We start from the raw sequence: 14,198 nt of genomic DNA, 5'->3' as shown, positions 1-14,198 counted from the left end.
ACGTCGACGGCGGTCGTCGTCAGGGCCGAGTGTAGGCCGTGAGGCATCGGCACCTCGTCCACAAGACCCGGCTGGTCCTTATGCGCGAGGTCTACCGTCGCGGAAATGAACACCTATGCCCCGAACCTCACCGAGATCCTCGATCGCGAACCCCTCCCGGCATCCGGAATCGAATCGGGCGACGTCGACTACGCCGCCGACGGCGTCGCCTACCGCGGATACCTGGCGCACCCGGCAGGGGAGGGGCGCCACCCGGGGATCATGGTCGTGCACGACTGGCTCGGCGTGACCGACTACGTGCGCATGCGCTGCGACATGCTCGCCCGCCTCGGCTACACGGCCTTCGCGGCGGACGTCTACGGCGCCGACGTGCGACCGGCGCCCGAGGACGCGGCCGGTGTGGCCGGCGGCTTCTACCAGGATCGCCCGCTGTGGAGGAAGCGTCTGACCGAGGCCTTCGCCTACCTGCGCGAGCAGCCGTCGGTCGACGCCGACCGGACCGCGGCGATCGGCTACTGCTTCGGCGGTTCGTCGGTGCTTGAGCTCGCCCGGACGGGCGCCGTCGTCGACGCGGTCGTGAGCTTCCACGGCGGACTGCTCACCGGACCCGAGGGCGAGGCGGAGCAGATCACTGCGAAGCTGCTCGTGCTGCACGGCGCCGCCGATCCCGTCGCACCCGACGACGCGATGCTCGCCTTCGAGAACGACCTGCGCACGGCGCCGTCGGTCGACTGGCAGCTGGTGTCGTACGCGAATGCGATGCACGCTTTCACGCTTCCGGATGCCGATACCCCCGAGCAGGGCGCGCAGTTCCAGGCGACCGCCGAGCGGCGCAGTTGGGCCGCGATGAAGGCGTTCCTGGCGGAGGTGTTCGAAGCCCGGGTGTGACGGGATTCGCCCGCCACGGTTCGCCTGTGCGGTCCGTGGCGGGCGAGCGGGGTCGTGCCGGCGTCAGGCGGCGCGCGACGCGGCGAGGGTGCGTCCGGCGGTGACGGCGGCCTGCTCGGCATCCGTCTTCAGTTCTGCCGCCACGTCGGCGAAGGCGTCGAGCGCGGGATTCACACCGACGAGCGTGAAGGGGCGGTGCACGACGGTGAGGTCGAGGCCCCACACGTCCGCGAAGACGCGGCGCAGCCAGCCTGTCGAGTGGTCCCAGCCCTCCCTGGGGCTCCCGGGCTCGTAATTGCCGCCGAGGACGGTGACGAGCGTGGCGGGCTTGCCGCGCAGCGCCGTGCCCTGCGGATCGATGCGCGGATCGGTGTAGGCGAGATCGAACCAGGTCTTCACGTGCTGCGAGACGCCGTAGTTGTACAGCGGGACGGTGAAGAGCAGGGCGTCGGCGTCGATCAGCTCGTCGGCGAGGCGCGTGCGCAGCGCGATGGCCTCGCGCTGACCGTCGGTGTGCTGATCGGCGGGGGTGAAGCCCGACGTCACGGCGTCGCGCCAGGCGGTGGCGGGCATCGGGTCGGCGGCGACGTCACGGCGGACGACGGTCGACGACGGGTGCGCGGCGAGCCATTCGGCCTCGACGAGGTCGCCGAGCTCGCGGCTCGTAGAGGTGGCGGGCAGGATGCTGGCATCCAGGCGGAACAGGGTCATGCGCTTCTCCGATCAGAGTGGCTATGAAAAACAAAGTGGCTTCGGGAAAGCTAGCACACGTAGGATGGGGTCATGACCGAAGAACATGACGTGCGACGGTGCGACGCCGCTGTCTCGCACGCGTTCTCGGTCCTCGGCAAGCGGTGGAACGGCATGATCCTCGACGTGCTCGGCCAGGGGGAGTTGTCGTTCTCAGGCCTACGGCGAGCGGTCGGCGGCATCAGCGACGCCGTGCTGTCGGACCGCCTCACCGAACTCGCCGACACCGGCCTGGTCGACCGCCGCGTCGACGCCGGGCCGCCGGTCGCCGTCACGTACGCGCTGACGGACGCCGGATGCCGACTGGTTCCGATCCTGGGTCAGCTCGGCGAGTGGGCCGAAGGTAACCTGACGCGGCGCTGACGAGGAAGGCCGACCGGCGGCGTCACGCCACCGCGCCCACGCCCAGGCCGGCGTGTCCCCGAAGGGTGCGACGCAGCTCTCTCATTGCGGTTCGCGTGCGGGATTTGATCGTCCCGAGGGGCTGGCCCAGGCGGGCCGCGATCTGCGACTGCGTGAGGCCGGCGGTGTAGGCGAGCTCCACGCAGAGTCGTTGGTCGGGGGAGAGCTGCGACAGAGCGGCGTGAAGGTGCGCGCGTTCGAGGTAGTGGTCGACGGCATCCGAGGCCACGTCAGCGTCCTCGACCAGAGATCTCGATCCCACGTGCCGGTCCCGATCGTGAGACGCCTGCGTCGCCCTGACGCAGTCGACGGCTCGGCGATACGCGATCGTGCTGATCCACGCCTGCAGGCTGCCCTTCGAGGCGACGAACTTCGACGCGTTCTGCCAGACGTAGACGTACACCTCCTGGAGCACCTCTTCGGCCAGAGCGCGATTCACGACCACCCTGAGCACCACCCCGAACACTCGGGCGGAGGTGAGGTCGTACAGCTGAGCGAACGCTGTGCGATCGCCCTTCGCGACGGCGGCCGCCAGAGCGCTCAGGGTGTCGACGGCGTGATCGTCGACATTATCGGTGTGCGGAGCGCGAGCGGCCATGGGGTGATGCTGACAGATGATCCGGGCGGTGAGAGAGCACTTGCTTGCACCGTTGGAATATGCATCTGAATAAAGTTTGGTTCGCCTGAGGTGGAGCCGACTCCGAGAGTCGCTCGCCATCGTCTGGAAGCGCCGATAATGCACATTATGTCAGTCTTAGTTCCGGCGTCACTCCCCGCGCCCTCTCCGTCCCACCAACGCGGACGGCGGGTCGTGGACCGGCTTCTGCTGGTGTCTCTTCTGGTTCATGCTGTCGTCGTTCTCATCCCGCTCGCGGCTCTCATGGTGATCGTGGGCAGCGTGTGGCCCGCCGCTCGCCGAAAGCTCGGTGTGCTCACTCCGCTGCGGGCCCGGAAGCCCTGCGGGGACGCGCGTTCGACGGCCGCCCGCGTGTCGACGATCGCCATCGCCGTGGTGGCCATCGGTGTGTCGGTCGGCACCACCGTGTCGGTCGTCCAGGTCGGAGACAGCGGTGCGCGCGCCGTCTGGTCGGGCAGTCGGGAACGTCGTCCACCGAGAAGTGACGACGTCGCTGGTTCGCGCCTCTAGCGTTGACCCGTGACGAGCGATCTCGATCTGACGAATGTGCCGCGATTCCTCGCGCACCTCGAGCCCCGGGATGCCGAGGCCGCGGCGCTTGCGCGTGCGCTCCTCGATGCGGGGCACCCTGTCGTCGAATTTTGGGGGCCGGAGCAGATGGACGTCTGGCGGCTCAAGATCCGGAGCGGAGAGGCGGTCGTCCGCTTCGGTATCGAGCGCGGCTTCTCCGATGGAGTCGCCGTCGCACGCGACACCGAGTCGATCACGTACGACGACTTCATCCCCGCCGGCCTGGTCATCTTCGCCTGGGCCCGCGCACTGGCCGTGCCATTCACCATGACGGATCTCGAACCGGGCAAGGTCCCCCTCCTCCCCCACGGTCTCTGGGCCATCAGATGGGCCGGCGCCGGCCACCTCGGCACGGTCGAGCGCGTTTACGGGGCGTGGTGGGGCTCTCACTGGATGAAGACGATCCCGGGGCCTCGTCCCCGGGTCGACGAGGCGGCGCGCCGTGCTCTCATCGCCGAAGGACTCGCCGCAATGGAAGCGGCGGTGAAATCCTCCTAGAGGTCCGTCTCTTCGACGTCGACGAGCCACCCTCTGCGGATGCGCAGACGGCGTTCGGAGGGCTCGGGCCCGTTGAGATCGTTTTTCGTGACCCCATCGTCCGATTCCGGCCGCTCCCCCGGGACGCTGTCGCTGGGCACGAGCTCGACCGCTTCCGGCACGGGCGTGGACACCCGCATCCACCGCGAGGGGCGGTTTCCGATGAAGAACCCGTTCCCGAGGTCCCGGCCCGAAAGCGGCCAGAGCTCTCCCGCGGCGGGCATCTCGGCATCCGGAGGGGCACCGTGTCCGGGTCGACGGAGGGCGAAGCGCTCGATCGTCTCCTGCACGACGATCTGCACGCGCGTGACCCGGCCGAGCACACGATCGTCGGTGGAGCCCTGGGGATGCCGTGCCTCGAAGGCATCCACCGTCGCGGCCAGCTCGACACCCAGCTGACGGATGAAACCGTCGAAGGGCGTCCGGTGTTCGATCACGAAGTCCACGTCGTCGCCGACGCTGAACGGATCACCGCAACACTCCCACTCCAGCGCATCCAGCCACACGCGCGTCATGGATCCCACGGTAACCGGGGCGCGGGCGTGGTTCAGTCGCGCCGCACCCAGCCGGAGGTCATGCCCAGCACTCGCGATCCGTCGAGGTCCGCGAGAGACAGGCCGGCGAATTGGGTCGCCGCATCGGAGGTCTGCCAGCGGAAGCGCGGCGCGGACGTCGTCGAGGCCTCGACGACCGTCTTCGCGGCATCCTCCGCAGATTGCGCGGACGCGAACGAGGTCGCCGCGCGGTCGAGGTACGCCTGCTGCTGCTCGGCGTAGGGCCCGGGGGCGGCGCGGTGGACGGAGTCGACGAACGACGACGCGACGGCGGCGGGCTCGACGATCGACACGTCGATGCCGAAGGGGGCGACGACCGGGGCGAGCGACTGCATGAGCCCCTCGACGGCGAACTTGGCGGCGCAGTACGCGTCCGAGAACGGTTGGCCCACCGCTCCCCCGACGCTGGTGACCGTGACGATGCGTCCGCTCCCCCGTTCGCGCATGCCGGGCAGGACGAGACGGGTCAGGCGCGCGACCGAGAGGTAGTTGGTCTCCAACTGCTCCTGCAGGTCCTCGTCGCTCATCTGCTCGAGGGTGCCCACAGCGCCCCGTCCGGCGTTGTTCACGAGGATGTCGATCGGACCCGCCGCCTCGATCAGCGCACGGGAGGCCGCGGCATCCGTCACGTCCAAGGCCCGGATGTCGAGCTCGACACCCGCCTCGGATGCCGCCGAGCGCAGGGCATCGGCGCGCGCGGTGTCGCGGACCGTGGCGATGACCGTCACTCCCTGCTGCGCAAGCTGGATGGCGGTATGCAGGCCGATGCCGCTGGTGGTTCCGGTGACGAGCGCGAGAGTCATGTGCTCAGTCTGCTCCTCGAACCCATGGGCGCGGTGTGCGGCAGTCATCCAGCCGGTGCTGCCAGGGTTGCCGGGTGACCGACGATCTCGCCTCGCCGCCGCATGCCGCATCCGTCAGCCGGTCTCGACGGCGGGTCATGCTCGTCGCCGGGGCCCTGCTCGTGGTGTTGATCGGCATCGTCGTGGGTGTACAGATCGTGTCCGGGCAGGGTGACGGCACGACAGAAGTGTTGGTCGGATCCTGGTATGGCCGGCACATCACGTTCGTGGCGGTCTTTGCATCCACCGTCGTGTTCTTCGTGCTCGTCTGCGCGATCCCCGCGCCGCGGTGGTGGTTGGTGGTGTTCCTGCCACTGCGGTTCCTGGCGCTCTGTGCGCTTCTGCCCACGGGCTTTCTGGCCGCCGTTGCGTCGGAAAGCACCGTCGTGCCGTTGAAGGCGAACGGGTGCGCGACGGGGTACCTCGTGCGCGAGAGCACTCCGTGGCGGCACACGACGATCGATGTCCTTCGTGCGGACGGCCTCGTAGCCACCGCCGTCGACAGCCAGTCCCGCCGCGGTGGGGAGCATCCCTTCGCCGACGGTGACTACCGCGTCGATGTCGACGGTGACACCCTTCGGGTTCGGACGTATCCGTCGGGCACTCCCTCCTTCACGCTCCCGGTCGTCGTCGAGATGCCACGCGAATCATGCGGTTCGTCCGATGGCCGCGAGCCGCGGCCGACGGCATCGACCACCGCACCGTCTGCGTCCGCGCCTTTCCTGCCCGACTCCGACGAGGGCCCGGCGCCCGCTCCGAGATCCGACGCCCGGTCGGAGGTCGCGCGTATGGCGCAACTCACGATCGACGCCGCAGAGGCTCCGGTGACGGATGCCGCCGGAGCTCCGGTGTCGGCACCGCTTCCCGCCGAACTCCCGTGCGACGGAACGACCTCGTTCGACCTCGCCATCCGCACCGATGACAACACCTCTTCGTACGCGGCGATCCTCGATGCGTGGAGCGCCGAGGGCTACTCGAGGGACCGCGCCATGCAGGAAGACCTGCGGTACAACGGGGTGATACGTCTGTCGGCCCGCGATCGCTCGAGCCTTGACGGGCTGATGCACTTCTCGCTGACGGCGGACTGTCGCGCGCCCTGATCAGAACGAGCAGTCTCACAGAGCTGTGTCCGTCGGGGGGAATCCGAGACCAGAAGGGAAAGCCGAGAGACCGGCCATGGTCCACGCGGCCGGGTACGTCCCCGACCCGCGTCGCTCCGACCGCCCTCAGCCTCCCGGCGTGAGTTCCACCCAGCCGCCGCCGAACTTCGCCTGACGGTTGTCGCCCGACGAGGTGCCGGTGAGCCGGCGACGCACCCACGGTGCCACGTGCTCGCGGTAGTAGGCGGTGCCCTTCAGCCGCTCGGTCTCGGGGATCTCGCGCAGATGCCACCACTCGGCGGGCGGTGTGAGCCCGACCGACTCGATCACCCGGGCGGCGACGCGGTGGTGGCCGCGCGCGTTCATGTGCAGCCGGTCGACGGACCAGAACTCCCCGCCCGCCAGCTCGCGGTCGAACCAGTTGTAGGCGGTGAGCACGTCGGGGCGCGCTTCGAGACGCTTCTCGACGGCGTGCGACAGGCGGTCGCCGCGCGCCTCGATGAGCTTGCCGAGCGGGAGCCCCGCCGACGGGTTCGCCCCCGAGAGCACGATCAGACGCACCCCCTCTTCGTCGCACCGGCGCACGACGTGGTCGAACAGGTCGACGATGCGGTCGATGCCTGTGCGCGGACGCAGCATGTCGTTGCCGCCGCCGTTGAACGACAGGTGCGTCGGCTTGAGCGCCAGCGCCGGCTCGAGTTGTTGAGCGACGATGGGCTCGATGAGCTTGCCGCGGATCGCGAGGTTCGCGTATTCGATGGGCTCCCCCGCGGCATCCGCCCATCCCTGTGCGGCGAGGTCGGCCCACCCTCGGACGGTGCCGTCGGGCAACTCATCGCCGACGCCTTCGGTGAACGAGTCGCCGATCGCGACGTAGCGGACGGATGCCATGACACGAGCCTACGCGGGCGCGCAGAGGGGCTAGGTCAGGGATCGCCCGCGCTGCTCGCGCAGGAACAGTGCCGCGACCACGGCCACGGCGAAGAACGCCGCGAACACCACGAACAGCAGCGGCGCTCCCCCGACGCCGAGCAGCGGCGGCACGGCGAGGGGCGCCAGGATCGAGGCGATGCGTCCGACGCCCGCGGCCCAGCCCGACCCCGTCGCGCGCAGCGCGGTCGGGTAGGTCTCGGGGGTCGCGGCGTACAGGGCGCCCCACGCGCCGAGATTGAAGAACGATAGGGCCATGCCGGCGGCGATGACCGCCACCTCTCCGGTCGCCGTGCCGAACAGCACCGCGGCGACGGCGGAACCGGCGAGGAAGGTCGCGAGGGTCGCGCGCCGGCCCCAGGCCTCGATGAGCCACGCGGCGACGGCGTACCCGGGCAGCTGCGCGAGCGTGATGATGAGCGTGAAACCGAACGAGCGCACGAGGTCGTAGCCCTGCGCGACGAGGATGGTCGGAATCCAGATGAACGCCCCGTAGTACGAGAAGTTCAGGCAGAACCACAGCACCCACAGGCTCGCCGTGCGCGCCCGCAGTGCCGGTGCCCACAGGGCCCGGACCCGGGGACGGTCGGCGGGAGCGGATGCCGAGACTCCCTCCGTCGACGCTTCGAGCGCGATCCGACCGGCTGCGGCCTCGAGATCGCGCACGATGACGATCGCCTCGGCGTTGCGGCCGCGAGACGCCAGCCACCGCGGCGACTCGGGAAGACCCCACCGCACGATGAGCGCGTAGACGGCGGGAATGGCGCCGAGGGCGAAGGCCCATCGCCAGCCATCGGCGGACGACGGCACCACGAGGTAGCCGATGAGCGCCGCGGCCGTCCATCCGACGGCCCAGAACGCCTCGAGGAACACGATGAGTCGACCCCGCATGCGGGCGGGCGCGAACTCGCTGACGTAGGTCGATGCCACCGGCAACTCCGCCCCGAGCCCGAGACCCACGACGAAGCGCAGGACGAGCAGGGCTGCGAGACCACCCACCAGCGCGCTCGCCCCGGTGGCCACGCCGTACACCAGCAGCGTCAGCGCGAAGACGTGACGGCGCCCGAACCGGTCGGCCAGCAGCCCGCCCACGCTCGCTCCGATCGCCATACCGGCGAAGCCCGCCGACGCGATCCACGACGCCTCGGTCGGCGCCAGCTGCCACTGCACGCTGAGAGCGGCGATGACGAACGAGATAAGGCCGACGTCCATGGCATCCAGAGCCCACCCCAGGCCCGATCCGCCGAGGATCCGCCCGTGGCGGCGGGTGAACGGCAGAGCGTCGAGGCGTTCGGACACCCGGATGGTGTCGCTGGTCGTGGTCACCGGATGCCGAGAGCGTCGACCGGCGTGGAGGTTTCGGCGAGCATCTCCTCGACGAGGGGGCGCACGCGCGTGCCGTACAGCTCGATGCTCGACATCAAGCGGTCGTGCGAGATCGACCCGCTCGCGATCTTCATCTGGAAGCGGGAGTTGCCCAGCGCCCGCACGGTCGCGGCGATTTTCCGGGCGACCGTCTCGGGCGAGCCGACGTACATCGAGCCCTCGGGTCCGACATCGTGCTGGAACCGCATGCGGTTGTACTCGGGCCAGCCGCGCTCGCGTCCGATCGTGTTGTTCAGCTCGGCGACGCCCTCGAACGCCTCGTCCCAGGCCTGCTCGTCGGTCTCGGCGACGTGGCCGGGCGAGTGCACCGAGATGGGCATCTGCGGCTTGCCGAGTTCCTGCAGCGACCGACGGTAGAGGTCGGCGTACGGGCGGAACCGAGCGGCGGACCCGCCGATGATCGCGAGGACCAGACCGTAGCCGTAGCGGGCCGTTCGCACCACCGACTCGGGAGAACCTCCGACCCCGACCCAGGCGGTCAGGCCCGTCTCGGTCTTGGGGTACACATCGGCATTTTGCAGCGCGGCGCGCGTGCGGCCCGACCAGGTGACGGGCTTCTCGGTGAGCAGATGCGAGAACAGCTCGAGCTTCTCCTCGAACAGCTGCTCGTAGTCGGCGAGGTCGTAGCCGAACAGCGGGAACGACTCGATGAACGACCCGCGCCCGAGGATGACCTCGGCGCGGCCGTTGGAGACGGCATCCAGCGTCGCGAAACGCTCGTACACGCGCACCGGGTCGTCGCTCGACAGGACGGTCACCGCGGTTCCGAGGTGGATGTTGTTCGTGCGGGCGGCCGCGGCGGCCAGCACGATCTCGGGGCTGGTGACGGCGAAGTCCTTGCGGTGGTGCTCCCCCACTCCGAAGAACGACAGGCCCACCTGGTCGGCGAGCACCGCCTGATCGACGACGTTGCGGATGGTCTGCGCGTCCGACAGCAGCGACCCGTCGGGGCCGCGCGAGATGTCTCCGAAGGTGTCGAGTCCGAGCTCGAGGGGGCGGGCGTCCATGGGATCTCCTTGCATTCGGATGAATGAACTTTACGCGACGGCGGAGTATTCCCCCGCATCGCCAAGGGGCGCCGCCGAAGCGACGCCCCTCGGGGAGATCAGGCGGAGGCCAGAGCCGCGCGCAGCGTGTCGAGACCCACGCCGCCGATGTCGAGCGCCCGCGTGTGGAACTGCTTCATCGAGAAGTCGGGGCCGCGGCGCTGCTGCTCCTCGTCGCGCACCTGCTCCCAGATGCGCTGGCCCACCTTGTACGACGGGGCCTGTCCCGGCCAGCCGAGGTAGCGGTTGACCTCGAAGCGCACGAACTCCTCGCTCATGTTGACGTTCTTCAGCATGAACGCGAGCGCGTAGTCGTGGTCCCACGTGCCGGTGCCGTCGAGACGGGGCTTCTGCAGGTGCACGCCGATGTCGAGCACCACGCGAGCGGCGCGCATGCGCTGGCCGTCGAGCATACCCAGGCGGTCGGCCGGGTCGTCGAGGTAGCCGAGCTGCTCCATCAGGCGCTCGGCGTACAGTGCCCAGCCCTCGGCGTGCCCGCTCGTGCCGGCCAGCAGGCGGCGCCACGAGTTGAGCTCGGCGCGGTTGTGCACGGCCTGGGCGATCTGCAGGTGGTGGCCCGGAACGCCCTCGTGGTAGACCGTGGTCAGCTCGCGCCAGGTGTCGAAGGTGTCGACGCCCTCGGGCACCGACCACCACATGCGGCCGGGGCGCGAGAAGTCGTCGGTGGGGCCGGTGTAATAGATGCCGCCCTCGTTCGTCGGGGCGATCATGCATTCGAGGTGGCGGATCGGCTCGGCGATGTCGAAGTGCGTGCGGCCGAGCTCTTCGACGGCCTTGTCGCTCGTGCGCTGCATCCACTCCTGCAGGGCCTTGGTGCCGCGGAGCTTGCGCGACTCGTCCCTCTCGAGGAACGCCACGGCCTCTTCGACCGTGGAGCCCGGCAGGATCTCGTTCGCGATGGCCTCCTGCTCGGCGACCATGCGGGCGAGTTCTTCGACACCCCACTCGTACGTCTCGTCGAGGTCGACCTCGGCGCCGAGGAAGTGCCGCGACTGCAGGGCGTACACCTCGCGACCGACCGCGTCGACCTCGCCCGCCGCCGATGCGAGCTCCTTCGACAGGAACGACGCCAGACCGTCGTAGGCGACCCGTGCCGCGTTGGAGTTCTCGGCGAGGTCCCGGGCGAGCGAGGCGGGGAGCTGCCCCTCCTCGGGGGCGGCGTCTCCGACGAACTCGGCGAAGAAGCCCGTGTCGGAGGTGTAGCGCGCGATCTGCGTCACGACCTCGCTCACCTGACGGCGCGCGGGCACCACCCCCTCGGCGATGCCCTGGCGCAACGTCGCGACGTACCCGTCGATGGCAGCCGGCAGGGCCTTCATGCGGTCGGAGATCGTGGACCAGTCGTCGACCGTCGCGGTGGGCATGAGGTCGAACGTCGAGCGGATGTCCTGCGCGGGAGACGCGATGACGTTCAGGTCGCGCAGGTTCGTCTTCGCCTCGTGCTGCTCGATCTTGAGGTCGAGCTCGCGCACCAGGTCCATCTTGGTGACGGTGTCGATCGCGTCGGTCGCTTCGGCCGCCTCGAGTGCGGACTTCGTCGAGCGCGCCTCCGACACCAGGGCGTCCGCGCCCTCGGGGCTGTAGTCGCCGAAGCGCCCGTTGTGCTCGAAACGGCCGATGTAGGTCGCGAGCGTCGGGTCCTTCTCCGCCAGGGTGTCGACCCACGCGTCCGCGATCGTGTCGATCGGCGTGGGGGTGCGTTGTGCGTCAGTCATCCTCCGAGCCTAGGGAAGGCGCGGCGCCCGCGCACGCCCCCCTTCGGGTGGTTCGGGATGCCGTGCCCCGGCGCGACTGTGAGCAACCATGACCCGCGGCATCGGCGGTTCGGGATGCCGCGCCCCGGGCCTCGTGTCGGGGCGCGGCGACGCGGGTGCTAATGCCCGGCCTCGTCCCAGTCGCCGCCGCGGCCGATCTGCACGTCGAGCGGAACCGAGAGGTCGGCGGCGTCGGCCATGCGCGCGCGCACGATCTTCTCGACGTCATCCCACTCCCCTGCCGCGACCTCGACGACGAGCTCATCGTGGATCTGCAGCAGCACGCGCGAGCGCAGCTCGGCGTCGGCGAGATCGCGCTGGATGTGGAACAGTGCGACCTTCATGATGTCGGCGGCGCTGCCCTGAATCGGCGCGTTGAGGGCGGCGCGCTCGGCGTTCTCGCGCAGCACGCGGTTCATGCTCGTGAGGTCGGGGAACGGCCGGCGCCGACCGAAGATCGTCTCGGTGTAGCCGTCCTGGCGGGCCTGCTCGACCGAGCCGCGCAGGTAGTCGCGCACCGCGCCGAAGCGGGCGAAGTACTCGAGCATGAGCTTCTTGGCCTCGGACTGCTCGATGCGCAACTGCTTCGACAGGCCGAACGCCGACAGGCCGTAGACCAGGCCGTACGACATCGCCTTGACCTTTGTGCGCATGGCCGGGGTGACCTCGGCGGGCTCGACGCCGAAGACGCGTGCGCCGACGAAGCGGTGCAGGTCTTCACCCGAGTTGAAGGCCTCGATGAGCCCGGGGTCGCCCGACAGGTGCGCCATGATGCGCATCTCGATCTGCGAGTAGTCGGCGGTCAGGAGCGTCTCGTAGCCCTCGCCCACCACGAACGCCGCGCGGATGCGACGGCTCTCTTCGGTGCGGATGGGGATGTTCTGCAGGTTCGGGTCGGTGCTCGACAGACGCCCCGTCTGGCTGCCGGTCTGCACGTAGGTGGTGTGGATGCGACCGTCGGCACCCGTGGCCGTGTCGAGCGCGTCGATGATCTGCTTCAGCTTCGTGGCCTCGCGGTGGCGCAGCAGCAGGTCGAGGAACGGGTGATCGGCACTCTCTTGCAGGTCGGCGAGGGCCGCGGCATCCGTCGTGTATCCGCTCTTGGTCTTGCGGGTCTTCGGCAGCTGCAGCTCGTCGAACAGGACCTCCTGCAGCTGCTTGGGCGAACCGAGATTCACCTCGTGTCCGATCGCGGCGTAGGCGTCGCGGGCGAGGGCGTCGGCGCGGGCCCCGAGCTCGGCCGAGAAGCTCGAGAGCTTCTCGTGCGACACCGCGACACCCGCGAGCTCCATGTCGGCCAGGGCGGTGAGGGTCGGCAGCTCGATGTCGTCGAGCACGCTCGCGACCGACTCGGGCATATCGGCGCGCTGCGCCTCGGCGACGCGGCGCGTGAACCACGACAGCTGGCTCGGGGTCGCGCCCTCGGTCTCGGGAACCAACTGGGTCGGATCGGCGACCGGCAGCTTCTCGTCGAGCATGCGCTCCACGAGATCGCCGAGCGTCTTGTCGGGGAAGCTCGGGCGCACGAGCCACCCGGCGAGGATCACGTCGAACGCCACGCCGCCGACGGCCACACCCTCGCGAGCGAGCGCCTTGATCTGCGGCTTCGCATCGGCGAAGACCTTGGGAGCGTCGGATGCCAGCCACTCGGCCAGCGCGTCGCGCACCGCCGACGACCACTCGGCCTCGACCGCGGCGTCGCCCGAGGCGAGTCCGATCGCGGTGGGCGCGCCGCCGGCCAGTGTGACGGTGACCCCGACCTCGCCGGTTGCTGCGGCCGTCCATGCGGCGAGGGCCGTGGCGTCGAGCCGCGAGGGCGTCGGAGCGGTCGCGGTGGGGCGCTGCTCTTCGACGATGCCCGCGTCGCCGCCGAGGGCGTCGAAAACGCGCGGCAGCAGGGTGCGGAACTCCAGGCGCGCGAAGATGTCGCGAACCGCTTGCGCATCGAGCGGGTGCATCTTGAGGTCGCCGGGGCCGACGGGCAGTTCGACGTCGCGCAGCAGGCGGTTGAGTGCGCGGTTGCGGCGCACGCCGTCGATGTGCTCGCGGAGGTTGCCGCCCACCACGCCGGTGATCTTGTCGGCGTTGTCGAGCAGCGCATCGAGGGAGCCCCACTGGGTGAGCCACTTGACCGCGGTCTTCTCTCCCACCTTCGGCACGCCGGGCAGGTTGTCGCTGGTCTCGCCCACGAGAGCGGCGATCTCGGGATACTGCGCGGGCGGCAGGCCGTACTTCTCGATCACGGCTGCGGTGTCGTAGCGCTTGAGCTGCGAGACGCCCTGGACGTTCGGGTAGAGCAGCGTGACGTCGTCGGTGACGAGCTGGATGGTGTCGCGATCTCCCGAGCAGACGAGCACCTCGAAGCCCTGCTGCTCGCCCTGCGTCGCGAGCGTGGCGAGGATGTCGTCGGCCTCGAAGTCCTCTTTCGCCAGCACCGGTACGCCCATCGCGCGCAGGCAGTCCTGCAGCAGCGGAATCTGCCCCTTGAACTCGGCGGGCGACTCGCTGCGGTTGGCCTTGTAGTCGGCGTACTCGCGCGTGCGGAACGACTGCCGCGAGGTGTCGAACGCCACGGCGAGATGCGTGGGTTTCTCGGCCTTCACGAGGTTCACGAACATCGACAGGAACCCGTAGATGCCGTTGGTGTGCTGGCCGTCCTTGGTCGAGAAGTTGTCGACCGGCAGGGCGTAGAACGCCCGATACGCCAGCGAATGGCCGTCGACGACGAGGAGAGTAGGCTTTTCGGCATCCGTCACCCCTCCAGCGTAACGAGAACCACGG

General features: G+C 69.6%; 14 protein-coding genes. 5 read left to right on the top strand and 9 right to left on the bottom strand.

The features are described 5' to 3' along the window. Positions 1-105: 105 nt before the first annotated feature. Positions 106-888, top strand: a complete 783-nt coding sequence (locus ASE56_RS15695) for a dienelactone hydrolase family protein (protein WP_056231890.1) — start codon at positions 106-108, stop codon at positions 886-888. A gap of 63 nt (positions 889-951) precedes the next feature. Here ASE56_RS15695 and ASE56_RS15690 read toward each other — a convergent pair whose 3' ends face one another. Further along, positions 952-1,599: an FMN-dependent NADH-azoreductase gene (locus ASE56_RS15690; RefSeq protein ID WP_056231888.1), complete on the bottom strand. Its 648-nt coding sequence runs from the start codon at positions 1,597-1,599 to the stop codon at positions 952-954. 72 nt (positions 1,600-1,671) lie between these two features. Here ASE56_RS15690 and ASE56_RS15685 point away from each other — a divergent pair, with 72 nt between their 5' ends. After that, positions 1,672-2,001 carry a helix-turn-helix domain-containing protein gene (locus ASE56_RS15685; protein ID WP_056231884.1) on the top strand — a complete coding sequence of 110 codons (330 nt, stop codon included), beginning with the start codon at positions 1,672-1,674 and terminating at the stop codon, positions 1,999-2,001. 22 nt (positions 2,002-2,023) lie between these two features. On the opposite strand, the gene ASE56_RS15680 is transcribed toward ASE56_RS15685, so the two are convergent. After that, positions 2,024-2,638: a sigma-70 family RNA polymerase sigma factor gene (locus ASE56_RS15680; protein ID WP_056231881.1), complete on the bottom strand. Its 615-nt coding sequence runs from the start codon at positions 2,636-2,638 to the stop codon at positions 2,024-2,026. Positions 2,639-2,869: 231 nt separating this feature from the next. Between ASE56_RS15680 and ASE56_RS15675 the strand changes: the two genes are divergently transcribed. Beyond that, positions 2,870-3,187 carry a hypothetical protein gene (locus ASE56_RS15675; protein WP_235557016.1) on the top strand — a complete coding sequence of 106 codons (318 nt, stop codon included), beginning with the start codon at positions 2,870-2,872 and terminating at the stop codon, positions 3,185-3,187. Positions 3,188-3,196: 9 nt separating this feature from the next. Next, positions 3,197-3,745: a hypothetical protein gene (locus ASE56_RS15670; protein ID WP_056231875.1), complete on the top strand. Its 549-nt coding sequence runs from the start codon at positions 3,197-3,199 to the stop codon at positions 3,743-3,745. Here ASE56_RS15670 and ASE56_RS15665 read toward each other — a convergent pair. Continuing rightward, complete coding sequence (locus ASE56_RS15665) at positions 3,742-4,299, bottom strand: DUF6578 domain-containing protein (protein ID WP_056231873.1); 558 nt, start codon at positions 4,297-4,299, stop codon at positions 3,742-3,744. The genes ASE56_RS15670 and ASE56_RS15665 overlap by 4 nt on opposite strands. 32 nt (positions 4,300-4,331) lie before the next feature. Further along, complete coding sequence (locus tag ASE56_RS15660) at positions 4,332-5,141, bottom strand: SDR family oxidoreductase (protein WP_056231870.1); 810 nt, start codon at positions 5,139-5,141, stop codon at positions 4,332-4,334. Between the two features lie 74 nt (positions 5,142-5,215). On the opposite strand from ASE56_RS15660, the gene ASE56_RS15655 reads away from it, so the two are divergent. Beyond that, positions 5,216-6,280: a hypothetical protein gene (locus tag ASE56_RS15655; protein WP_156371759.1), complete on the top strand. Its 1,065-nt coding sequence runs from the start codon at positions 5,216-5,218 to the stop codon at positions 6,278-6,280. A gap of 126 nt (positions 6,281-6,406) precedes the next feature. Here the strand turns inward: ASE56_RS15655 and ASE56_RS15650 are convergent, their stop codons facing one another. The 5 genes from ASE56_RS15650 to polA all read right to left on the bottom strand — a co-directional run bounded on the left by ASE56_RS15650 (position 6,407) and on the right by polA (position 14,173). Next, on the bottom strand, positions 6,407-7,171 hold the full coding sequence (locus ASE56_RS15650) for an SGNH/GDSL hydrolase family protein (RefSeq protein ID WP_056231864.1): 765 nt from the start codon (positions 7,169-7,171) through the stop codon (positions 6,407-6,409). Between the two features lie 30 nt (positions 7,172-7,201). Then, complete coding sequence (locus ASE56_RS15645; protein ID WP_056231860.1) at positions 7,202-8,536, bottom strand: MFS transporter; 1,335 nt, start codon at positions 8,534-8,536, stop codon at positions 7,202-7,204. Further along, positions 8,533-9,603, bottom strand: a complete 1,071-nt coding sequence (locus tag ASE56_RS15640; protein ID WP_056231857.1) for an LLM class flavin-dependent oxidoreductase — start codon at positions 9,601-9,603, stop codon at positions 8,533-8,535. The genes ASE56_RS15645 and ASE56_RS15640 overlap by 4 nt, the downstream gene beginning before the upstream one ends. A gap of 98 nt (positions 9,604-9,701) precedes the next feature. Beyond that, positions 9,702-11,378 carry a DUF885 domain-containing protein gene (locus ASE56_RS15635; protein ID WP_056231854.1) on the bottom strand — a complete coding sequence of 559 codons (1,677 nt, stop codon included), beginning with the start codon at positions 11,376-11,378 and terminating at the stop codon, positions 9,702-9,704. A 158-nt stretch (positions 11,379-11,536) separates the two neighbouring features. Continuing rightward, positions 11,537-14,173, bottom strand: a complete 2,637-nt coding sequence (gene polA, locus ASE56_RS15630; protein ID WP_056231852.1) for a DNA polymerase I — start codon at positions 14,171-14,173, stop codon at positions 11,537-11,539. Between the last annotated feature and the right edge of the window lie 25 nt (positions 14,174-14,198).

It is taken from the genome of Microbacterium sp. Leaf203, from assembly GCF_001421275.1.
GTDB classification, from domain to species: Bacteria; Actinomycetota; Actinomycetes; order Actinomycetales; family Microbacteriaceae; genus Microbacterium; species Microbacterium testaceum_A.
This window is presented reverse-complemented; position numbering and strand designations above follow the sequence as displayed.